General features: G+C 37.9%; 20 protein-coding genes and 1 other annotated feature. Of the genes, 18 read left to right on the top strand and 2 right to left on the bottom strand.

What is annotated here, in order from left to right; genetic code table 11:
* Positions 1–84: 84 nt before the first annotated feature.
* The 3 genes from lonB to ysxC all read left to right on the top strand — a co-directional run bounded on the left by lonB (position 85) and on the right by ysxC (position 4,863).
* A complete protein-coding gene (gene lonB / locus GFJ36_RS23110) occupies positions 85–1,755 on the top strand; it encodes an ATP-dependent protease LonB (RefSeq protein WP_000119166.1) in 1,671 nt (556 codons plus the stop codon).
* A gap of 184 nt (positions 1,756–1,939) precedes the next feature.
* Positions 1,940–4,270 (top strand): endopeptidase La, encoded by a 2,331-nt coding sequence (lon, locus tag GFJ36_RS23105; RefSeq protein ID WP_000097312.1) that lies wholly within the window; start codon positions 1,940–1,942, stop codon positions 4,268–4,270.
* The gene (gene ysxC / locus GFJ36_RS23100) at positions 4,267–4,863 is read left to right on the top strand and encodes a ribosome biogenesis GTP-binding protein YsxC (RefSeq protein WP_000869124.1); all 597 of its coding nucleotides are present in this window, start codon (positions 4,267–4,269) and stop codon (positions 4,861–4,863) included. Before lon ends, ysxC begins: the two co-directional genes overlap by 4 nt.
* Before the next feature lie 36 nt (positions 4,864–4,899).
* On the opposite strand, the gene GFJ36_RS23095 is transcribed toward ysxC, so the two are convergent.
* Complete coding sequence (locus tag GFJ36_RS23095) at positions 4,900–5,316, bottom strand: organic hydroperoxide resistance protein (protein ID WP_048541345.1); 417 nt, start codon at positions 5,314–5,316, stop codon at positions 4,900–4,902.
* Positions 5,317–5,318: 2 nt separating this feature from the next.
* The gene (locus GFJ36_RS23090) at positions 5,319–5,771 is read right to left on the bottom strand and encodes a MarR family winged helix-turn-helix transcriptional regulator (RefSeq protein WP_088064515.1); all 453 of its coding nucleotides are present in this window, start codon (positions 5,769–5,771) and stop codon (positions 5,319–5,321) included.
* Between the two features lie 415 nt (positions 5,772–6,186).
* Here GFJ36_RS23090 and hemA point away from each other — a divergent pair, with 415 nt between their 5' ends.
* The 15 genes from hemA (at position 6,187) to mreC (ending at position 23,734) form a co-directional block, all read left to right on the top strand.
* Positions 6,187–7,521 (top strand): glutamyl-tRNA reductase, encoded by a 1,335-nt coding sequence (hemA, locus tag GFJ36_RS23085; RefSeq protein ID WP_000547847.1) that lies wholly within the window; start codon positions 6,187–6,189, stop codon positions 7,519–7,521.
* Between the two features lie 17 nt (positions 7,522–7,538).
* A complete protein-coding gene (locus tag GFJ36_RS23080) occupies positions 7,539–8,372 on the top strand; it encodes a cytochrome c biogenesis protein (protein ID WP_097889234.1) in 834 nt (277 codons plus the stop codon).
* Positions 8,373–8,387: 15 nt separating this feature from the next.
* On the top strand, positions 8,388–9,317 hold the full coding sequence (gene hemC, locus GFJ36_RS23075) for a hydroxymethylbilane synthase (protein WP_088609691.1): 930 nt from the start codon (positions 8,388–8,390) through the stop codon (positions 9,315–9,317).
* Between the two features lie 2 nt (positions 9,318–9,319).
* Positions 9,320–10,072: a uroporphyrinogen-III synthase gene (gene hemD / locus GFJ36_RS23070; RefSeq protein WP_088064513.1), complete on the top strand. Its 753-nt coding sequence runs from the start codon at positions 9,320–9,322 to the stop codon at positions 10,070–10,072.
* Positions 10,073–10,092: 20 nt separating this feature from the next.
* On the top strand, positions 10,093–11,082 hold the full coding sequence (hemB, locus tag GFJ36_RS23065) for a porphobilinogen synthase (protein ID WP_088064512.1): 990 nt from the start codon (positions 10,093–10,095) through the stop codon (positions 11,080–11,082).
* The gene (gene hemL / locus GFJ36_RS23060) at positions 11,082–12,371 is read left to right on the top strand and encodes a glutamate-1-semialdehyde 2,1-aminomutase (RefSeq protein WP_097889235.1); all 1,290 of its coding nucleotides are present in this window, start codon (positions 11,082–11,084) and stop codon (positions 12,369–12,371) included. The genes hemB and hemL overlap by 1 nt, the downstream gene beginning before the upstream one ends.
* Positions 12,372–12,480: 109 nt before the next feature.
* Complete coding sequence (gene spoVID / locus GFJ36_RS23055) at positions 12,481–13,458, top strand: stage VI sporulation protein D (protein WP_048541357.1); 978 nt, start codon at positions 12,481–12,483, stop codon at positions 13,456–13,458.
* Positions 13,459–13,520: 62 nt separating this feature from the next.
* On the top strand, positions 13,521–14,546 hold the full coding sequence (gene ysxE / locus GFJ36_RS23050; protein ID WP_088064510.1) for a spore coat protein YsxE: 1,026 nt from the start codon (positions 13,521–13,523) through the stop codon (positions 14,544–14,546).
* A gap of 158 nt (positions 14,547–14,704) precedes the next feature.
* Positions 14,705–14,937, top strand: a binding site (T-box leader).
* Between the two features lie 37 nt (positions 14,938–14,974).
* Positions 14,975–17,620, top strand: coding sequence for a valine--tRNA ligase (locus tag GFJ36_RS23045; protein ID WP_000072220.1), 2,646 nt, complete (start codon positions 14,975–14,977; stop codon positions 17,618–17,620).
* A 92-nt stretch (positions 17,621–17,712) separates the two neighbouring features.
* Positions 17,713–19,014: a bifunctional folylpolyglutamate synthase/dihydrofolate synthase gene (locus GFJ36_RS23040; RefSeq protein ID WP_088609688.1), complete on the top strand. Its 1,302-nt coding sequence runs from the start codon at positions 17,713–17,715 to the stop codon at positions 19,012–19,014.
* Between the two features lie 165 nt (positions 19,015–19,179).
* Positions 19,180–20,142, top strand: a complete 963-nt coding sequence (locus GFJ36_RS23035; RefSeq protein WP_088064507.1) for a stage II sporulation protein B — start codon at positions 19,180–19,182, stop codon at positions 20,140–20,142.
* A gap of 221 nt (positions 20,143–20,363) precedes the next feature.
* Positions 20,364–20,939: a Maf family protein gene (locus GFJ36_RS23030; protein WP_097889236.1), complete on the top strand. Its 576-nt coding sequence runs from the start codon at positions 20,364–20,366 to the stop codon at positions 20,937–20,939.
* Positions 20,940–20,986: 47 nt separating this feature from the next.
* On the top strand, positions 20,987–21,664 hold the full coding sequence (radC, locus tag GFJ36_RS23025) for a DNA repair protein RadC (RefSeq protein ID WP_087957065.1): 678 nt from the start codon (positions 20,987–20,989) through the stop codon (positions 21,662–21,664).
* Between the two features lie 157 nt (positions 21,665–21,821).
* Positions 21,822–22,841 (top strand): cell shape-determining protein MreB, encoded by a 1,020-nt coding sequence (mreB, locus tag GFJ36_RS23020; RefSeq protein WP_000466737.1) that lies wholly within the window; start codon positions 21,822–21,824, stop codon positions 22,839–22,841.
* Between the two features lie 41 nt (positions 22,842–22,882).
* A complete protein-coding gene (mreC, locus tag GFJ36_RS23015; RefSeq protein ID WP_088064479.1) occupies positions 22,883–23,734 on the top strand; it encodes a rod shape-determining protein MreC in 852 nt (283 codons plus the stop codon).
* The last annotated feature ends 8 nt before the right edge of the window (positions 23,735–23,742 follow it).

The following is a 23,742-nucleotide window of genomic DNA, read 5'->3' as shown; positions in this document are numbered from 1 at the left end:
TTATAATTGCTGTTTTTCTTTATGTTTAGCTATGTTCCTCCGCGGAAATACTAAATGATAAAACATTGCGGGAGGAAATAAATTATGAGCTGGACAAATATATTTTTACTTGTTCAACTTGTTTTTGGTGTAATTGTCGGATTGTATTTTTGGCATTTACTTCGAAATCAGCGAACACAAAAAGTTTCAATTGATCGAGAATCGAAAAAAGAATTAGAACAGCTTCGTAAAATGCGTGAGATTTCTTTAACAGAGCCGCTTGCGGAGAAGGTACGTCCTACATCCTTTTTAGATATTGTAGGGCAAGAGGACGGGATTAAGTCGTTGAAAGCGGCTCTTTGTGGTCCGAATCCGCAACATGTAATTATATATGGTCCGCCAGGTGTCGGGAAGACAGCGGCAGCACGCCTTGTATTGGAAGAAGCGAAACGCAATCCGAAATCTCCATTTCGTACGAATGCAACATTTATCGAACTTGATGCGACGACAGCAAGATTTGATGAACGTGGTATTGCAGACCCATTAATTGGTTCAGTCCATGATCCGATTTATCAAGGGGCAGGTGCAATGGGGCAAGCGGGTATCCCACAGCCGAAAAAAGGGGCTGTAACAGATGCGCATGGTGGTATTTTGTTCATTGATGAGATTGGTGAATTACATCCAATTCAAATGAACAAAATGTTAAAGGTGTTAGAAGATCGGAAAGTATTTTTGGAAAGTGCGTACTATAGTGAAGAAAATTCGATGATTCCAACGTATATACATGATATTTTTCAAAAAGGTTTGCCAGCCGATTTTCGCTTAGTTGGGGCGACGACACGTTCGCCAGAGGAGATTCCTCCTGCTATTCGGTCACGCTGTTTAGAAGTGTTTTTCCGTGAGTTAGATACAGAAGAGATTCAAAAAGTAGCGAAGAATGCAGCTGATAAAGTGGAAATGCAAATAGGTAAAAATGGTGTTGAAATGATCGGGATGTATGCAAGAAATGGACGAGAAGCAATTAACCTTGTACAAATTTCTGCTGGTATGGCAATAAATGAAGAACGTTCTTTCATTAAAGATGAAGATATAGAGTGGGTTGTTCACTCTAGCCAACTTACACCGAAATATGAAAAACGTATTTATCCTATTCCGAGAATCGGTCTTGTAAATGGACTTGCTGTATACGGACCAAATACAGGCGCGTTATTAGAAATTGAAGTAACGGCAATCAAGGCGAAAGATAAAGGGTCGGTAAATGTTACCGGGATTGTGGAAGAGGAAAGTATTGGTAGTCAAACGAAATCCATCCGCCGTAAAAGTATGGCGAAAGGTTCTGTAGATAATGTATTAACAGTACTTCGTTCTCTAGATGTGTTGCCAGAAGGGTACGATATACATATTAATTTTCCAGGTGGTATCCCAATTGATGGGCCTTCGGCAGGTATTGCTATGGCAACAGGTGTATATTCAGCAGTGCATCGTACGTATGTGAGTAATGAAGTAGCGATGACCGGTGAGATAAGTATACACGGGGAAGTGAAACCTATTGGTGGTGTGTACGCAAAAATAAAAGCTGCGAAAAAAGCAGGTGCTAAGAAAGTCATCATTCCTGCTGAAAACATGCAACCGTTTTTGTATACAATAAAAGGAATTGAAATCATTCCTGTTCGTAAGTTAAAAGAAGTATTTGAGCTAACATTTATGCAGGAAAATATGCATCGAGACCTTGATATACATACTACTGTAGACGAAACAGATGCACAATCAATGTGAGAATGAACGATAATAAAATTTGCCAGACTTCGTTTAAGTTTGTATGCTTAAGCGGAGTCTTTTTTCCTTTTTAAAAGGGAGAAAAAACGAGGGATTTACAATTGCGGAAAATCTCTGCAATTGCATCTAGATGTATTGTAATATAAAATAGTTGAACAGGAGTTTAATTTATTATGGAGGTGCTATGTCTAGTATGAATACGAATGAAAGAATCGTACCCCTCCTACCATTAAGAGGCGTTCTCGTATATCCAACGATGGTTCTGCATCTTGATGTAGGACGTGATAAATCGATACAAGCACTAGAGCAGGCGGCAATGGATGAAAATATCATCTTTTTAGCGATGCAAAAAGAAATGAATATCGATGATCCGAAAGAAGATGACATATATAGTGTAGGTACAGTGGCGAAAGTGAAGCAAATGTTAAAATTGCCGAACGGTACGCTTCGTGTCCTTGTAGAGGGTTTACATAGAGCTGAAGTAGTAGAGTTTATCGAAGAAGAGAATGTAGTGCAGGTTTCTATCAAAACGGTAACTGAAGAAGTGGAAGATGATCTAGAAGAGAAAGCTCTTATGCGTACATTACTGGAGCATTTCGAACAATATATTAAAGTTTCGAAAAAAGTTTCAAATGAAACATTTGCAACGGTAGCTGATGTGGAAGAGCCAGGAAGATTAGCTGATTTAATTGCTTCTCACTTGCCGATTAAAACGAAGCAGAAACAAGAAATCTTAGAGATTGTATCTGTGAAGGAACGATTACATACACTTATTTCAATTATTCAAGATGAACAAGAGTTACTTAGTTTAGAAAAGAAAATTGGACAAAAAGTGAAACGTTCAATGGAGCGCACGCAAAAAGAATATTTCTTACGTGAGCAAATGAAGGCGATTCAAACTGAACTTGGTGATAAAGAAGGTAAGGGCGGGGAAGTTGAAGAACTTCGTGAGAAAATTGAACAATCAGGAATGCCTGAAGAAACAATGAAGGCTGCACTGAAAGAATTAGACCGTTATGAAAAGTTACCAGCAAGTTCTGCGGAGAGCGGTGTTATTCGTAATTATATGGATTGGTTATTAGCACTTCCGTGGACAGAAGCGACAGAAGATATGATTGATCTTGCTCATTCTGAAGAGATTTTGAACAAAGATCATTACGGGCTTGAGAAGGTAAAAGAGCGCGTACTTGAATATTTAGCTGTGCAGAAGTTAACGAATTCATTAAAAGGACCTATCCTTTGCTTAGTAGGACCTCCTGGGGTCGGGAAAACATCGTTAGCGCGTTCGATTGCAACATCATTAAATCGTAATTTTGTCCGTGTATCCCTTGGTGGTGTACGTGATGAATCTGAAATCCGTGGTCACCGTCGTACGTATGTTGGAGCGATGCCAGGACGCATTATTCAAGGTATGAAAAAGGCGAAAACAGTTAATCCAGTCTTTTTATTAGATGAGATTGATAAAATGTCTAACGACTTCCGTGGAGATCCATCAGCGGCATTACTTGAAGTGTTAGACCCAGAACAAAACCATAACTTCAGTGATCATTACATTGAAGAACCGTATGATCTATCGAAAGTTATGTTTGTAGCAACTGCGAATACACTTTCAAGTGTTCCAGGTCCGCTGCTTGACCGTATGGAAATTATTTCGATTGCTGGCTATACAGAACTTGAAAAAGTTCACATTGCCCGTGAACATTTATTGCCGAAACAATTAAAAGAGCATGGCTTACGAAAGGGTAATTTACAAGTACGTGATGAAGCACTTCTTGAAATTATTCGTTATTATACACGTGAGGCCGGTGTTCGTACGCTAGAGCGTCAAATTGCAAAAGTTTGTCGTAAAGCAGCAAAAATTATCGTTACAGCAGAACGCAAGCGTATTGTAGTAACAGAGAAAAACATTGTTGATTTACTTGGTAAGCACATATTCCGTTATGGGCAAGCTGAAAAAACAGACCAAGTTGGTATGGCAACAGGGTTAGCGTATACAGCAGCAGGCGGTGATACACTTGCGATTGAAGTGTCTGTAGCGCCAGGTAAAGGGAAATTAATTTTAACAGGGAAACTTGGGGATGTTATGAAAGAATCCGCACAAGCAGCGTTTAGCTATATTCGTTCTCGTGCAGAAGAACTTCAGATTGATCCGAATTTCCATGAGAAAAATGATATTCATATTCATGTTCCAGAAGGAGCAGTTCCAAAAGATGGACCGTCAGCAGGTATTACGATGGCAACGGCACTTATTTCTGCACTAACAGGTATTCCTGTAAGTAAAGAAGTGGGGATGACAGGTGAAATTACACTTCGTGGTCGTGTATTACCAATTGGTGGTTTAAAAGAAAAAACATTAAGTGCTCACCGCGCAGGCTTAACAAAAATTATTTTGCCAGCAGAAAACGAGAAAGATTTAGATGATATTCCAGAAAGCGTAAAAGAAAACCTTACGTTTGTGCTTGCATCTCATTTAGATGAAGTATTGGAGCACGCATTAGTAGGAGTGAAACAATGAAAGTAACAAAAGCAGATATTGTAATTAGTGCTGTTAAACCAGAACAATATCCAGACAGTGATTTACCAGAAATTGCATTAGCAGGTCGTTCAAATGTCGGGAAGTCTTCCTTTATTAATAAAATTTTAAATCGTAAAAAGTTAGTACGTATTTCTTCTAAACCAGGGAAAACGCAAACGTTGAACTTTTTCTTGATCAATGAGATGATGCATTTTGTTGACGTTCCAGGTTATGGATATGCGAAAGTATCTAAAACAGAGCGCGCAGCATGGGGCAAGATGATTGAGACTTACTTTACAACACGTGAGCAATTAGACGCAGCTGTATTAGTAGTTGATTTACGTCACCAACCAACAAATGATGACGTGATGATGTATGATTTCTTAAAGCATTATGAAATCCCAACAATTATTATTGCGACGAAAGCTGATAAAATTCCGAAAGGGAAATGGCAAAAGCATTTAAAAGTTGTAAAAGAAACGCTTGCTGTTGAAATTGGCGATGAAATCGTTCTATTCTCTTCTGAAACAGGACTTGGAAAAGAAGAAGCGTGGAAGGCAATTCATAGAATGACAAAAACAAAAAACGCGTGACGAATGTCGCGCGTTTTTTTTATTTACTAAATTTTTTTATCGTACGTTTAATGTAACCTCAATATTACCTCTTGTTGCTTTCGAATAAGGACATACACCGTGAGCGGCTTCTACAAGTTCTTGTGCTTCGTCATGAGAGACGCCAGCAACATGTACATCAAGTACAGCAGATAGGCCGAAACCACCATCTGTATCTTTTCCGATAGAAACGTGAGCAGTTACTTCTGTACTTTCTACTTTCACACGTTTTGTACGAATGACAAGTTGTAATGCACTATCAAAACAAGCGGCATAACCAGCAGCAAATAGTTGTTCTGGATTCGTTGCCTCTCCGCCTGCACCACCTAGTGCTTTCGGCATTTTTACATCAAGATTTAATATGCCATCATCTGAAATTACTTTTCCGTTTCTTCCACCTGTAGCAGTTACTGAAGCAGTATATAATTTATCCATGTTTATTCCCCTTTTCTATCATTAATTGTTTTCATTGTTTCAATTAGTTTATTTAATTGAATTAATAAAGAACGATATTCTTGTTCTGTAATTCCTAAATTTGTTGCCATTGTTGTCGGCAATGAACAAGCCTTTTCTTTTAAATCTTTACCTTGTTCTGTTAATTTAATACAAACTTTGCGCTCATCTTCTTTGGAACGAACGCGTTTTACAAGTTTTAATGATTCCATTCGTTTTAACATAGGTGTTAACGTACCGGAATCTAAAAATAGACGTTCTCCAATTTCTTTTACTGTTAGTCCATCTTGCTCCCATAGTACGAGTAAAGTAATGTACTGGGGATACGTAATACCCATATCTTCTAAATATGGTCGATAAAAGCGGGTAACTTCTTTAGAACAGGCGTAAATAGAAAAACAAAGTTGGTTATCTAGATGTAAAGAATTCTCTGTCATACATAACTCCTTTCTAATTAAGTTGTGCACAATTTAATTTTATAAAATCAATATAACGAAAAAGAAATACAATGTCAAATACATTGTATTGAGAAAGTTTGTGCTACAATTTGGAACAATCATACATATTTTTCTTCATGATGAAAGAAGATAGGAAAGATGATGTTATAATTCATATGGAATAGTTTCCATCACTTGATTATGAGGGCTTTTTTTGGTAACGTACAAATAGAGTTATTAATTTATAATCATTATAAAGTAGAAAGTCTTTATTAGTTTTACTGAATCTCCTTTATTACATACGGAGAATAAATAAAAAATAATCGGTTGTTCACACGATTGTCAGATTCATAAGAGGAAAGTTGTATTATGATAGTAGATAAAGTGATAAAACGGGTGAAGGGGGACATGCTGCGTGCATATTCTTGTTGTTAGTGTAAATTATCGAACAGCCCCTGTAGAATTTCGTGAGAAACTCACATTTCAGGCAGCAGAGCTAGAGCAAGCAATGACTACATTACAAAATCAAAAGAGCGTGTTAGAGAATGTCATTGTATCAACTTGTAATCGCACTGAGATTTACGCTGTTGTCGATCAATTACACACGGGACGGTATTATATTAAGAAGTTTTTAGCTGATTGGTTTCAGCTTGAAATAGAAGAAGTCGCACCATATTTAACCATTTTTGAACAAGACGGTGCAATAGATCATTTATTCCGCGTGACGTGCGGTTTAGATTCTATGGTAGTTGGAGAAACACAGATTTTAGGCCAAATAAAAGATAGCTTTTTAGAAGCGCAACAAGTAAAAGCGACAGGCACAATTTTTAATGAGTTGTTTAAGCAGGTGGTTACGTTAGCGAAACGTGCGCACTCAGAAACGACGATTGGTGAAAGTGCGATGTCTGTTAGCTATGCTGCTGTTGAGCTCGGAAAGAAAATATTTGGTGAGTTAACAGATTGTCATGTGCTTATTCTTGGTGCTGGTAAGATGGGTGAGCTGGCACTGCAAAACTTATATGGAAGCGGTGCTCGAAAAGTAACCGTCATGAATAGGACGTTTACGAAAGCGGAAGTAATGGCTGAGAAATATATGGGACATGCAAAGCCTTTAAGTGAATTGCAATGTGCATTATTAGAAGCAGATATTTTAATTAGTTCAACTGGTGCATCTGAATATGTCATTACGAAAGAGATGATGACAAAGGTAGAGAAAATGCGCTCTGGTCGTCCGTTATTTATGGTGGATATTGCAGTGCCACGTGATATTGATCCAGCGATTGATGAACTAGAAGGTTCTTTCTTATATGACATTGATGATTTGCAAGGAGTAGTGGAAGCAAATCGTGCTGAGCGTTTGAAAGAAGCAGAGAAAATTCAATTTATGATTGAAGAGGAAATTGTTTTATTTAAAACGTGGTTAAGTACACTTGGTGTTGTTCCGTTAATAGCAGCTCTTCGTGATAAGGCACTTGCTATCCAAAGTGAAACGATGGAAAGCTTGGAACGAAAAATACCGAATCTTAGTGATCGTGAGAGAAAAGTAATTAGTAAGCATACGAAAAGTATTATTAATCAATTATTAAAAGACCCAATTTTAGTAGCGAAAGAAATTGCTGCTGAAGAGGGAGCAGACGAAAAATTAGCGTTATTTGCAAAGATTTTCGACTTAGAAATGGAAGATGTAGAGAGTTGTGCGGAAGAAGTAGAACATAAAAGAGCGTGGACACCATCCGTTCCATCTTTATAATTTGGAAGGATGATCGGATGAGTTTTTTAAATAACAGTATTATTTATCATATTGCAATTATTTTATATGCTTGTAGCATTAGTTTATATTTTATAGATTATTTCCAAAGTAACCGAAAGGCGAACCGATTAGCTTTTTGGTTACTTTCGATTGTATGGGTTCTGCAGTCTATCTTTATGTTACTTAGGGCTACAGATTCAGAAACGAACCCTATATTAACTTTATTATCAGGGATTTATTTTTATGTTTGGCTATTGATTACGATGTCGTTAGTCATTAATCGATTTATGAGAATTGACTTTCTAGTCTTTTTTACAAATGTTGTCGCATTTGGCGTAAGCGCTTTTTCTATTTTTACACCGCTCGGAAAGATGTCGCCGGTACTGGCAGAGCAATTAGTTTCAGAACTTGTATATGTACATGTCGGTATGGCTATTATTTCTTATGCAACTTTTACTGTATCGTTCATTTTTTCTATTATGTATTTATTGCAATATCGCCTATTAAAAAAGAAAAAATGGAATGCGAGATTAAGAAGGTTAGGGAATTTACCGAAGCTAGAATCGATGTCTTACGGATTAAATTTATTTTCTGTTCCATTTTTCTTATTAGCTATTTTATTAGGATGCATATGGGGATATACGAAATTGGACAATTTCCATTGGTATGATACGAAAGTGATTGGGTCTTTTGTCGTTCTATTTGTATATTGTGCTGGCCTATATTTACGAGTGGCAGATGTGTTGCAAGGGAAGAAAATCGTGCAGTGGAACATCGGAGCATTTCTCGTAATGCTAATCAATATTTTTCTATTAAGCAGTTTATCCAACTTCCACTTTTGGTATTTATAATGAGGAGAGAGAATTATGCGCAAAATTATTGTAGGGTCACGAAAGAGTAAATTAGCATTAACGCAAACAAACTGGTTTATTGATCAGTTAAAAGCACTAGGTTTACCATATGAATTTGAAGTGAAAGAAATCGTCACAAAAGGTGATGTTATTTTAGATGTTACTCTTTCAAAAGTAGGCGGAAAAGGCTTGTTTGTTAAAGAGATTGAACATGCGTTACTTACGAAAGAAATTGATATGGCTGTACATAGTATGAAAGATATGCCGGCCGTACTTCCAGAAGGATTAATGATTGGTTGTACACCGAAGCGTGTTGACCCTCGTGATGCTTTTATCTCAAAAAGCGGAGCAGCGTTTAAAGAGTTAGCAGAAGGCGCTATTTTAGGTACGAGTAGTTTAAGACGCAGTGCACAATTATTAGCTGCGAGACCAGATTTACAAGTGAAGTGGATTCGAGGAAATATCGATACACGTTTACGTAAATTACAAGAAGAGGATTACGATGCAATCATTTTAGCAACAGCTGGATTACAAAGAATGGGCTGGGATAATGAAGTTATTACAGAACATTTAGATGAGACGTTATGTGTACCTGCTGTAGGACAAGGTGCATTAGCGATTGAATGCCGTGAGGATGATAAGGATTTACTACAGTTGTTAGCGCATATGAATGATGCAGTAACAGAAAGAACAGTGGCGGCAGAACGAGTATTTCTTCATAAACTTGAAGGTGGCTGCCAAGTTCCGATCGCTGGATATGCAACTCTTACAGAAAATGATGCAATCGAATTAACAGCTCTTGTCGGTTCTATGGACGGTTCTATTTTATTGAAAGAGATAGTAGTAGGAACTAATCCAGAGGAAGTAGGATTAGAGGCTGCGGACCGTTTAATTAAACAAGGCGCCAAAGAACTCATTCTTGCTGCAAATAAGGGGCAACAATAAATATGAACGCTCTCGCTGGCAAAACGGTATTAATTACACGTGCCCAGCATCAAGCGAAACAAATGAGTGTAGCGGTGAAAGAAAAGAGCGGAATTCCATTGGAAATTCCGCTTTTGCGTATGGAAGGTATGTCTCATAGGCAAATTCAACATATAGCAGGGCACCTGCATTCGTATGACTGGGTTATTTTTACGAGTAAAAATGGAGTAGCTTTTTTTCTAGATAGTTTGAGAAAGAAGCTACCCGCAAAGACTAAAATTGCTGCAGTAGGCGTGAAAACAAGGTTAGAGTTAGAAAAGCGGGGCTATCAAGTGGACTTCGTTCCAACTGCATTTGTTGCAGAAGTATTTGCAGAAGAGTTTGTAAAAAGACTAAGTGGAAACGAGTGCATTTTATTTCCGAAAGGGAATTTAGCAAGAGATGTAATTCCAGTTGCACTTCGCGAAATTGGTGTTTCTCTAGATGAGCTAATCGTATATGGTACGAAAGAGAATGTAGGGAAAAGGCAAGAGCTTATAGTAGCGTTAGAAGTAGGGAAAGTAGACATTATTACATTTACAAGCCCTTCAACTGTTACTAGTTTTGTTCGTTTACTTGAGGGTACAAACTGGAGAGAATGGACAAAAAACTGTACAATTGCTTGTATAGGGCCTATTACGGAAAAAGAGGCGATCCTTTATTTTCCACATGTTATTATGCCGAAAGAGTACACTGTAGAAGCATTACTACAATGCATTTGTGAATCTATAAAATAAAAGAATGGGGATAGAAATCTATGAACTCTTTACAATTTAATCGTCATCGTCGCTTAAGACAAAGCGGTAATATGCGTGCGCTTGTGCGTGAAACGTTTTTACATACGGAAGATTTTATTTACCCTATTTTTGTATTAGAAGGAGAAAATGTTCGTAATGAAGTGCCTTCTATGCCAGGCGTATATCAAATATCTTTAGATTTATTGCAAGCTGAAATGCAAGAGGTTGTTGATTTAGGTATTCGTTCTGTTATTGTATTTGGTTTACCTGCTGAAAAAGATGAAGTTGGATCATCAGCATATTGTGATCATGGAATTGTGCAACGTGCAATTAAGCAAATTAAAGGTGAATTCCCTGAGCTAGTAGTAGTTGCAGATACATGTTTATGTCAATTCACAAGCCATGGTCATTGCGGTGTAATTGAAGATGGTATTATTTTAAATGACGAGTCTCTTGCAGTTCTTGCGAAAACAGCTGTAAGCCAAGCGAAAGCAGGAGCGGACATTATTGCGCCATCAAACATGATGGACGGATTCGTAACAGCAATTCGCCATGCATTAGATGAAAATGGTTTTGGACACGTACCAGTAATGTCGTACGCTGTGAAATATTCATCAGCATTTTACGGACCATTCCGTGATGCGGCGCACGGTGCTCCGCAATTTGGTGATCGTAAAACATATCAAATGGATCCAGCGAACCGTATGGAAGCATTCCGTGAAGCAGAATCAGATGTAATGGAAGGGGCAGATTTCTTAATTGTAAAGCCAGCTCTTTCTTACTTAGATATCGTTCGTGATGTGAAAAATAACTTTAATTTACCAGTCGTTGCTTATAACGTAAGTGGTGAATATTCGATGATTAAAGCAGCAGCGCAAAATGGTTGGATTAATGAAAAAGAAGTTGTACTTGAAAAATTAATTAGCATGAAACGTGCAGGAGCAGATTTAATTATTACGTATCATGCTAAAGATGCAGCAAGATGGTTACAAGAAGGAGGCGCTAAATAATGAAAAAGTTTGATAAGTCGATTGCGGCGTTTGAAGAGGCGCAAGATTTAATGCCTGGTGGCGTAAATAGCCCCGTTCGTGCTTTTAAGTCTGTTGGTATGAATCCGTTGTTTATGGAGAGCGGAAAAGGCTCTAAAGTATATGATATCGATGGAAATGAATACATCGATTACGTATTATCATGGGGTCCTTTAATTCATGGTCATGCGAATGATCGTGTTGTTGAAGCTTTAAAATCTGTTGCTGAAAGAGGAACAAGCTTCGGTGCCCCAACGGAAATTGAGAATAAATTAGCGAAACTTGTTATTGAGCGCGTACCATCAATTGAGATTGTACGTATGGTTAACTCTGGAACAGAAGCGACAATGAGTGCGCTACGTTTAGCTCGTGGTTATACAGGACGTAATAAAATTTTGAAATTCATCGGTTGTTACCACGGTCATGGTGATTCGTTATTAATTAAAGCGGGTTCTGGTGTGGCGACGCTAGGTTTACCAGATAGCCCAGGTGTACCAGAAGGTGTAGCGAAAAATACGATTACCGTAGCGTATAACGATTTAGAAAGTGTGAAATACGCTTTCGAACAATTTGGTGATGATATTGCTTGTATAATTGTAGAACCAGTAGCAGGAAATATGGGTGTTGTTCCTCCGCAACCAGGATTTTTAGAAGGTCTTCGTGAAGTAACAGAGCAAAATGGTGCATTGCTTATTTTTGATGAAGTCATGACAGGATTCCGAGTTGCTTATAATTGCGGACAAGGTTATTACGGTGTAACACCTGATTTAACTTGTTTAGGTAAAGTAATCGGTGGTGGCTTACCAGTAGGAGCATACGGTGGTAAAGCAGAAATTATGCGCCAAGTTGCACCGAGCGGACCGATTTACCAAGCAGGTACTTTATCAGGTAACCCACTTGCAATGGCAGCAGGTTATGAAACGTTAGTACAGTTAACGCCAGAATCATATGTAGAATTTGAGCGTAAAGCTGAAATGTTAGAAGCTGGCTTACGTAAAGCGGCTGAAAAACATGGCATTCCGCATCATATTAACCGTGCGGGTTCTATGATTGGTATCTTCTTTACAGATGAACAAGTTATTAATTACGATGCAGCAAAATCTTCAAACTTAGAATTCTTTGCGGCTTACTATCGTGAAATGGTAGAACAAGGTGTATTCTTGCCACCATCTCAATTCGAAGGTCTATTCTTATCGACAGCACATAGTGATGCAGATATTGAAGCGACGATTGCAGCAGCTGAAATTGCAATATCAAAATTAAAAGCTTAATTGTTGAAAGAAAATCGCTCTCCATAAGGGGAGCGATTTTTTTTATTCATAAAGTCAGCTTTCCATACATAAATCTGTAATGACATATAGTTTGGGAGGGGGAAAAGAAGTGGCAACAGATCATTCATTACGTTTTTCATTAAAAGAATCTGTTTGGTTCCAAAAAGGACAGGAAGTCGAAGAACTTTTGTCAATTTCGTTAGATCCAGACGTTGAGATAGAAGAGCTTGATCATGAAGTTATCGTGAGAGGGCAATTAGATTTAACGGGAGAGTATGTTGCGCGGCAAGATGATTCGGCTTATTCATTAAGAGATTTATCGCCAGCGAAGTCGATTGATTATGTAGAAACAAGGGAAGATGGGGTTAATGAACTTGTTCATTCCTTTCCGCTTGAAATATCAATTCCGAGAAACCGTGTGAAAGTAATTGAAGAACTATATGTATCTATTGAGGAATTTGATTATGAATTAAAGGAAAATGGTTGCTTACAATTATTAGCGGATATATCTATCACTGGTTTATGTGATGAAGAAAGGATCGAGGATGAAGAGGAAGAAACAGCGTATGCTGAGTTAGAGGCTGATTCCGCACAAGAAGATGAAAATAGACCCGCCATGCACGTAGAAGAACCAGTCTATAAGGAATCAGATGAGTGGGAAGATTACGCATTTGAACCGTTTCAACTAGAGGAAAGAAAAGAGCAGGAAGTAGAGGAAGAGGAAATAGAAGAACATGAATTTGTGGAGCGTGAAGAGGAGAAAGAATCAACGCCACAATTTGAATTGTTCGGAAGAAAAGATTTCAAGAAAGAAAAAGCGAAAAAACAAGAAGAGCAAGAAGAAGAAACGTATTCACAGCGAGATGAAAATGCACTTTATTTAACGAAAATATTTACGAAAGAACCGGAAGAAGAATTTACAAAGTTAAGAATGTATTTCGTGCAAGAAGGGGATACAATCGAATCTGTTGCAGACCGTTATGAAACGTCTGTACAAAACTTATATCGTGTCAATCAAACAGAAGATATATATTTAACTGCGGGACAAATTATTTATATTCCTGTTTCAAGGGCAAAAGCGAAATAAGTGAGTGTTTTCACTCACTTATTTTCCTAAAGGCAATGTTTTGAATAGAAAGGGTTATTCGTATGGATATTGAATTACGAAATCGCTATGAACCCATTGTAAGGCAATATAGATTGGATACACAGCATATGGAAGAGCACGGAAGTGTAACGAAAATTTACACGAATCAAGGTCCGTATGCGCTCAAGAAAATAGAAGACGGGAAGTTAGAGAGGAATAACTTTTTGCACCATATTCAATATTTGAAGGAGAACGGTTTTTCAAATTATGTACCTATATACCATGCGACGGATGGAAATTATATTTTAAGTGACGGGACGTATAATTATTATTTAATGCCTTGGTTAGAACGTGCGGAAGGCAACGGCGAGGATAATGATCAATACCATAAAATGTTTCAAACTCTCGGGACGTTACATCAAAAAACGGTGAAAGAAGAAACGTATACAGAAGAAGATTTAGAAAAACATTATACAAATATATCCGATCGCTGGGAGAATGATGGTGAGATGTTAGAAGAGTTTCTCGTAGAATCTGAAGCGAAGTGGTATATGTCTCCGTTTGAATTGCAATATTGTACGTACTATCATCATGTAATGAGGGCGCGTGAGTTTGCAATGAAGCAATTAACTGAGTGGAACGATGCGATGAAAGAAAAAGAAAAAACACGTATTACTTTTGTACATGGTAACGTATCGCTTAATCATTTCTTATTTGATTATGAACGGAATGGCTATTTTATTAGTTTAGAAAAATCTAAGTTTGCCACACCGGTGCAAGATATAGTAGGGTTTTATTCTCGGTCTTTAAATACGTATCCAATTGCGCGAAGTGATCGGTTTGAATGGTATCAAATGTACCAAAAAAATTTCCCTTTTACGAAAGAAGAGCAACTACTCATGTTTGCATATATGACGTATCCATCGCAATTTATTCGGCAAATCCAGTCTTATAAGAAAAGAAGAGAGAGTCGCAATGAGGAAAATGAACTGCTCGGAGTAAAGAGCTTACAACAATCGCATTGGCTCGTTAGCAATATAGAATATTTCCTTTCGCAATTACAAGCTGCTCAGCAAGGGAGCGGATAAAGTGATGGGGTCTTACTGCCCGCAAATAGCGGGAGAAAGAAGATAAGTAGAGGATGCTACTTATCTTCTTTTTTTGCCCAAAAAGCCGTAGTATTAAATTTATCTTGACGAATAGGGTTTCGTTTTTTACACTATTGTATATAATAATTAACAATCATATAAATGCCTTGAAGGGGAAGAGTATAACAAGAAACGTCTTCAGAGAGGAGAATCATTAGCTGGGAGATTCTCTAGATAGTTATGTTAGAAGGTAGCCCTGGAGCATCTTTTCTGAACGGAATAGTTCTCATTAGGAAAAGACGGATTTGTCCGTTATCAAATTAAGAGTATAAGCAAATTCCTGAATTTGTTTGTAAATAAAGGTGGTACCGCGATGTCCCTCGTCCTTTTTGGATGAGGGGCATTTTTTATTTTAAGGAGGGAAAATAATGTCAAACACGGAAAAGAATTTACCAACTAAATATGATCATATGTCCGTTGAAGAAGGCCTTTATCAATGGTGGCTTGAAGGCAAATATTTCGAAGCAACAGGAGATGAGAAGAAACAACCATACACAATTGTAATTCCACCTCCGAACGTAACTGGTAAGTTACACTTAGGTCATGCTTGGGATACAACTCTTCAAGATATTTTAACTCGTACGAAGCGTATGCAAGGTTACGATGTATTATGGCTTCCAGGAATGGACCATGCGGGTATCGCAACACAAGCAAAAGTAGAAGGGAAACTTCGTGAAGAAGGTATTTCACGTTACGATCTTGGCCGTGAGAAATTCCTTGAAAAAGCTTGGGAATGGAAAGAGGAATACGCGTCTCACATTCGTCAACAATGGGGGAAAGTTGGTTTAGGATTAGACTATTCTCGTGAACGTTTCACATTAGACGAAGGTTTATCTGATGCGGTTAATAAAGTATTCGTTCAATTATACGAAAAAGGCTTAATTTACCGCGGTGAATATATTATCAACTGGGACCCAGCAACACGCACAGCTCTTTCTGATATTGAAGTAATTCATAAAGAAGTTCAAGGTGCATTCTACCATATGAACTATCCGTTAACAGATGGTTCTGGTCATATTCGTCTTGCTACTACTCGTCCAGAAACGATGCTTGGTGATACAGCAGTAGCAGTTCATCCAGAAGACGATCGTTACAAACATTTAATCGGGAAAACAGTTACACTTCCAATCGTAGGCCGTGAGATTCCGATTATTGCTGATGAGTACGTAGAAAAAGATTTCGGAACAGGCGTTGTAAAAATTACACCAGCTCATGACCCGAATGACTTTGAAGTAGGTAACCGTCATGACTTACCACGTATCTTAGTAATGAACGAAGATGGATCAATGAACGAAAAAGCTGGTAAGTATAACGGTATGGATCGTTTCGAATGCCGTAAAGCGTTAGTGAAGGACTTACAAGAAGCGGGCGTATTAGTAGAAATCGAGCCTCATATGCATTCAGTAGGTCATAGTGAGCGTAGTGGTGCAGTTGTTGAGCCTTACTTATCAACACAATGGTTCGTAAAAATGGCTCCACTTGCTGAGAAGGCAGTAGAGCTTCAACAAAAAGAAGAAGAGAAAGTAACGTTCGTACCAGAACGTTTTGAAAACACATACTTACGCTGGATGGAAAACATTCACGACTGGTGTATTTCTCGTCAATTATGGTGGGGACACCGTATTCCAGCTTGGTATCATAAAGAAACTGGTGAAGTATACGTAGGTACAGATGCACCAGCAGATATTGAAAACTGGAATCAAGATAACGACGTACTTGATACATGGTTCAGTTCAGCGTTATGGCCGTTCTCAACACTTGGCTGGCCGGATGAAGATTCAGCAGACTTTAAACGTTATTATTCAACAGATGCATTAGTAACGGGGTATGACATCATCTTCTTCTGGGTATCTCGTATGATTTTCCAAGGTTTAGAGTTTACAGGCGAGCGTCCATTTAAAGATGTATTAATTCACGGTTTAGTTCGTGATGAGCAAGGACGTAAAATGAGTAAATCTCTTGGTAACGGTATTGATCCAATGGATGTTATCGAGAAGTACGGTGCAGATGCAATGCGCTATTTCTTATCAACAGGAAGCGCACCAGGTCAAGATTTACGTTTCAGTATGGAAAAAGTAGAGTCTACTTGGAACTTCATTAATAAAATTTGGAACGCATCACGTTTCGTATTAATGAACATGGATGATATGAAGTATGAAGAAATCGATTTAACTGGTGAAAAATCAGTTGCGGATAAGTGGATTTTAACTCGCTTAAACGAAACAATCGAAAGCGTAACGCGTAACATGGATAAATATGAGTTCGGTGAAGCTGGTCGTTCATTATACAACTTCATTTGGGACGATTTCTGTGACTGGTACATTGAAATGGCGAAACTTCCACTATACGGTGAAGATGAAGCAGCTAAGAAAACAACTCGTTCTATTTTAGCTTACGTATTAGACCAAACAATGCGTCTATTACACCCATTCATGCCATTCGTAACAGAGAAGATTTGGCAGCATTTACCGCATGAAGGCGAATCTATTACAGTAGCAGCATGGCCAACAGTTCGTGAAGATTTACAAGATACAGAAGCTGCGGCAGAAATGCACCTTCTAGTTGATATCATTCGCTCTGTTCGTAACATCCGTGCAGAAGTTAATACGCCAATGAGCAAAAAAGTTCAAATGCAAATTAAAGCAAAAGATGAGGCTGTACTTGCTCAACTTACGAAAAACAGCTCTTACATTGAGCGTTTCTGTAACCCAAGCGAATTAATAATTCAAACGGATTTACAAGCACCAGAAAAAGCAATGACTGCAATCGTATCAGGTGCAGAGTTATTCTTACCGTTAGCTGATCTTATCAATCTTGATGAAGAGAGAGCACGTCTTGAGAAAGAATTTGAGAAGTTCGACAAAGAAGTAGAACGTGTACAGAAGAAACTTTCAAACCAAGGTTTCGTAGCGAAAGCTCCTGCAGCAGTTATTGATGGAGAGCGTGCGAAAGAGCAAGACTACCTAGAAAAACGTGAAGCAGTTCGCCAACGTCTAGCAGATCTTGAAAAGTAAAATATTTTTTAGAGGCTCACTATATTGGTGAGTCTCTTTTCTTTGCGTATAATAGGGGTATGAAGGTTGTCTTTTGAAAGGGGAAAGCATACGTGATACATACATACGAAGAAGCGATAGGGTGGATTCATAGCCGATTGAAGTTTGGTATTAAACCGGGATTAGAAAGAATGAAATGGATGCTAGAAGAGCTCGGAAATCCAGAGCGTCACATAAAATGTGTTCATCTTGCTGGTACAAATGGAAAAGGTTCAACGTTAACATATATGCGCTACATGTTAGAAGATGCAAAATATAAGGTAGGAACATTTACCTCTCCATATATTGAAACATTTAACGAACGTATTAGTGTGAACGGGACACCAATTGCAGATGAAGAGATTACTGAACTTGTAAAGATGGTAAAGCCAGTCGTTGAAAAACTAGATGGGACGGATTTAGGGGAAGCGACTGAGTTTGAAATTATTACTGTTATGGCAATTTGTTATTTCGGTAAAGTTAATTTCTGTGATGTTGTTTTATTTGAAACAGGGCTTGGAGGGCGCTTTGATTCTACGAATGTTATTCATCCTGTTCTCACGATTATTACAAATATCGGCCACGATCATATGCATATTTTAGGGAATACACTAGGAGAAATTGCATATGAAAAGGCGGGGATTATTAAGTCTGGTGTTCCGGTTATTACTGGTGTACAAGATGAGGAAGCATTGCAAGTCATTCAAAAAGTTGCAAAGGAAAATCATGCAAACTTATACGAGATGGGCAAGCATTTTACAGCGTTACATAAACAGTCTGGCGAAGATGGAGAACGGTTCGATTTCACTTGTCCTTTCGCCACTTTTGAAGATGTGCGAATCTCAATGAAAGGTGTTCACCAAGTAGGAAACGCAGCACTTGCACTTATGGCAGTCATGTATGTCAAAACATACTTATCATTTTTAATTGAGGAAGTAGAAATAAGAACTGGATTACAGGAAGCGTATTGGATTGGTCGATTTGAAAAACTGCAAAGCAATCCAGATATTATTATAGATGGTGCCCATAACCCAGAAGGTATCGAAAGTCTTGTGAAAACAGTAGAATCACATTACAAAGATAAAAATGTAATAGTTTTATTTACTGCCCTAGGTGATAAACAATTGCATAATATGGTAGATCAATTAGAAACCATTGCCGATGAAATTATTTTTACAACATTCGCCTTTGATCGTGCTATTTCTGCTGACAAGCTTGCATCGTATTCAAAGAAAGAGTCAAAACTAGTTTTTGAAAATTGGAAAGAGGCAATTGATACGAAGGTTGAAATGATTGGAGAAAATGATGTTTTTATCATAACAGGTTCTCTTTATTTCATTTCGGAAGTTCGAAAATATATTCGCGAGAAAAACTAGATAGTCTTTGCTATCTAGTTTTTTTGTTCTACAAATGAAGTCAAATGCATACATATAAGATAAATATATAGGGTTATTTGGCGAATTCCTCTGACAAATATCTCGTTTTTTTGTGAAATGAATATGATATGATGCGGACAACGATAAGAGGTGAGGTGTGAGTGTATGGACAAGCAATCACGAACGATCTCAGTGAAAGTGAATGGAACAGAAGCGAAGTATGAGGAGAAGAAGAAAGATGAATTTGAATGGATGGTAGTAGAAAGTGAAAGACCGAAAAACGTTGTTCCGTTTCAAAAAGCGAAATTGGTGTCTAAGGAAAAAAAACGAAAGAAGTGGAGCAATACGTTAATTGCAATCGTTGCCACTGCGATTGTTATTGGTACGGCTTTTGGGATGGGAATGCTACAGTTACTTAAAGGACAAGGTGCGACAGGGGGAAGCGAAGTAACAGCTTCGAAGCAGATGCGAAATGAAGAATCAAAGGTGGGCGGAACGGCAGAACAAACACCGGCACCAAAAGAGGAAAAACAAAAAGCACAGACAGGAACGTCATTAGATCCAATGAAATTATTTTTTGTGCAAGGAGGGATTTATTCTTCCGAAGAAAAGGGACAGGCCGCTCTTGAAGAGTGGAAAGGTAATGGAGGCGTTGCAGCTTTAAAATCGAGCGGTGATAAGTATGCATTAGTTGTTGGTATTGCTAGCGATGAACAAGGCATAAATCAATTAATGACGCAGTATAAAAATGATAATGTCTCCGTATTGAAAAAGAACTGGGATATAACAGATAAAGCGTTACTTAAAGATGATAAAGAAGTTGGGGCATTTTTAACAAAAGTACAGCCATTATATACTCATTTAGCAAAATATGCTTCCAGCGTACAAGCTAGTGGAAAAAGTAATGCGAAAGATATAGGGGCGATTGAAAAAGAGTGGAAAGCGATTGAAAAAGAAGGGAAAAGTATGAAGCAAGAAGAAGCGAAGAAATTGTATATGTATACGTCAGTAGCTGTGCAAACAGTGAAGGACGGAAAAGATGATAAGGAATCTTTGGCGAAACTAAATCAAGTTATTATTGATGGTATGCTTTCGTATGAAAAAATTGTTTCACAAAAGGCGAAATAATAGGATAATGAAATGATGAGGGAAGAAGTGTAGGTACTTCTTTCTTTTCTTTTGAATTTATAGTAAAGTGCTTTCTCTATGGCAGAAATATAATTGTATGTTAGTAAAGAGGTATTATTTTATATAGAGAAGATAATATTTCTTTCATTTGTGGACAAACTATTCCTTTGATACGATTGTTGTAAATGAGTCTGCTTCATGTGAGAAAGGAAGGAGAAAATATGAAAAAAATTATTTTAGCTTCAGGGTCACCTCGCAGGAAGGAATTACTTGAGTTAGCTGGTGTGCCATTTGAAATTATTGTAAGTGAAGTAGAAGAAAAGATTGGTGCGTATTCCTCACCTTCTGATATTGTTATGTCACTTGCTTTGCAAAAAGCATCTGCGGTAGCAGAAACGAATAGTGATCACATTGTGTTAGGTGCAGACACAATTGTTACATATGAGTCGCGTATACTTGGAAAGCCTTCTAATGAGGCTGAGGCGAAAGAAATGTTGCAATTATTATCAGGGAAAACACATGAGGTGTATACGGGTGTTGCAATTATAGCGAAAGACAAAACAGTCACTTTTTACGAGCGTACAGAAGTTACGTTTTGGGAATTAACAGAAGAAGAAATTGACGCATATGTTGCATCGAAAGAGCCTCTTGATAAAGCAGGAAGTTATGGGATTCAAGGTAAAGGGTCTATTTTTGTTCAACATATTCAAGGGGACTACTATAGTGTAGTCGGGTTACCAATTTCCCGTCTTGTTCGGGAATTAAAACAATTCAATATTGATGTAACCCATGCGTAAAATTGCATGGGATTTTCTTTGAGAGAACAAATAAAAGGGGTGGAGAAATGAACGGTATTCGTGATGTTGTCAAAGAAGAACAGCCACGGGAGCGTTTATTGTTAGAAGGAGCTGGAAGTTTATCGAATCGGGAGCTTCTTGCAGTGTTACTCAGAACAGGTTCTAAAGAAGAAACAGTTTTAAAGTTATCAGATAAAATTTTACATCACTTTGACGGTTTACGTATGTTGAAAGATGCAACGTTAGAAGAGCTTGTCAGTATACATGGTGTTGGGGTTGCGAAGGCAACCCAGCTTATAGCTGCTTTTGAACTCGGTAGAAGAATGGTGCGTTTAGAATATCAAAATAGATATAGCATTCGAAGCCCAGAAGATTGCGCGAGATATATGATGGAAGAAATGCGTTTCCTGCAGCAGGAGCATTTTGTATGTTTATATTTAAATACAAAAAATCAAGTTATACATAGGCAAACAATTTTCATTGGAAGCTTAAACACATCAATTGTACATCCAAGGGAAGTATTTAAAGAAGCGTTCCGCCGTGCAGCAGCCTCTATCATATGTCTTCATAACCATCCCTCAGGAGACCCCACGCCGAGCCGAGAAGATATTGAAGTAACAAAACGCTTAGTAGAATGCGGCCGAATTATCGGAATTGAAGTGCTTGACCATATTATAATAGGCGACCATAAATTCGTGAGTTTAAAGGAAAAAGGTCATATTTAAGACTATGCTTTTTACTTATTTTGTTTTATAATGTGATTTATGAGTTTTTTGTAGAAATTTATCTACAAAAAGGATAAAGATATAAAAAACGTACTGTTTTTATAATATAAATTAAGAAAAAATGAGTCCGTGAAAACAAGAAAGGAAGATAAATAATATGTTTGGATTTGGTGGATTTACTCGCGATCTTGGAATAGATTTAGGAACTGCGAACACGCTTGTATATGTAAAAGGAAAAGGTGTAGTTTTACGTGAACCTTCAGTAGTAGCGTTACAAACTGATACGAAACAAATCGTTGCTGTAGGTAGCGATGCAAAACAAATGATTGGTCGTACACCAGGAAACGTTGTGGCACTTCGCCCGATGAAAGACGGTGTAATTGCTGATTACGAAACGACAGCAACAATGATGAAATATTACATTCAACAAGCTCAAAAATCAAATGGATTTTTCTCACGTAAACCATACGTAATGGTATGTGTACCATCTGGTATTACAGCTGTCGAAAGACGTGCAGTAATTGACGCGACTCGTCAAGCTGGTGCTCGTGACGCTTATCCAATTGAAGAACCATTTGCAGCAGCAATTGGTGCAAACTTACCTGTTTGGGAACCAACTGGTAGCATGGTTGTTGATATCGGTGGCGGTACAACAGAAGTTGCAATTATTTCTTTAGGTGGTATTGTAACAAGTCAATCAGTTCGTGTTGCTGGTGATGATATGGACGATTCAATCATTCAGTACATTAAGAAAAGCTACAACTTAATGATTGGTGAAAGAACAGCTGAAGCATTGAAATTAGAAATCGGTTCTGCAGGCGAGCCAGAAGGTATTGAGCCTATGGAAATTCGTGGTCGTGATTTAGTAAGTGGTTTACCAAAAACAGTACTAATTCAACCAGAAGAAATTGCAGATGCATTAAAAGATACAGTAGATGCAATTGTAGAATCTGTTAAAAATACGTTAGAGAAAACTCCACCTGAATTAGCGGCAGACATCATGGACCGTGGTATCGTATTAACAGGTGGCGGAGCATTACTACGTAACTTAGATAAAGTGATTAGTGAAGAAACAAATATGCCAGTCCTTGTTGCAGAAGATCCATTAGATTGCGTAGCAATTGGAACAGGTAAAGCATTAGACAATATCGATCTTTTCAAAACTGCTGCTCGATAATATTGCAAAATAAAAATCAATGAAATTAAGAGGGTGTGAACGTGCCACAGTTTTTCTTAAACAAAAGATTAATTGTTTTGTTAGTTAGTATTATTCTTCTCGTGGCATTGATTGGAATCTCATTGAAAGAACGGAACAGTTTAACATGGCCAGAGCAGTTTGTTAAAGACACTGTCGGTGTTGTAGAACGTGTATTCCAAAAGCCAGCGAAATACGTAGCTGGATTCTTCGAAAATGTAGAGGATGTAAAGCGCACGTATGAAGAGAATAAAGAATTAAAAGCAAAATTAGATAATTATGCAGGTCTATCAGGGAAAGTAAAACAATTAGAAGATGATAACAAGAAGTTACAAGAGTTAACGGGTAAAAAAGAGTTGAATAGCCAATATACTGAAATTCCATCTACTGTTGTTTCTCGTAATCCAGATAAATGGTACGATTTAATCGGAATTGATAAAGGAGCACAGCAAGGAATTAAAAAAGATATGGCTGTAGTAACTTCACAAGGTTTAGTTGGACGAGTGAAAAGTGTATCTCAGTTTACATCATCAGTAGAGTTGCTAAGTTCTATGAGCCGAACAAATCGTGTTTCTGCTATCGTACAAGGTGATGAGAAAATCTTCGGATTGATTGAAGGTTACGACAAAGAAAAGCACTTACTTCTTTTCACAAAGATCGGCTCTGATGCAGACGTGAAAAAAGATCAACTAGTAGTAACATCTGGACTTGGTGATATTTTCCCGAAAGGTCTTGTAATTGGAACAATCGTTGATGTTCAGCCAGATCCATACGGCTTAACAAAAACAGCTTATGTAAAACCGGCCGCTGACTTGAATGACGTAGAGCATATTATGGTTGCTAAACGTGCAACGCCTTCAGCGCCATTAGAATAGGAGGGGGA

The sequence above is a fragment of the Bacillus sp. EE-W1 genome, assembly GCF_009760835.1.
In the GTDB taxonomy this organism is placed as follows: domain Bacteria; phylum Bacillota; class Bacilli; order Bacillales; family Bacillaceae_G; genus Bacillus_A; species Bacillus_A wiedmannii.
The sequence above is the reverse complement of the archived record's forward strand: the minus strand, read 5'-3'. Positions and strand labels throughout refer to the sequence as shown.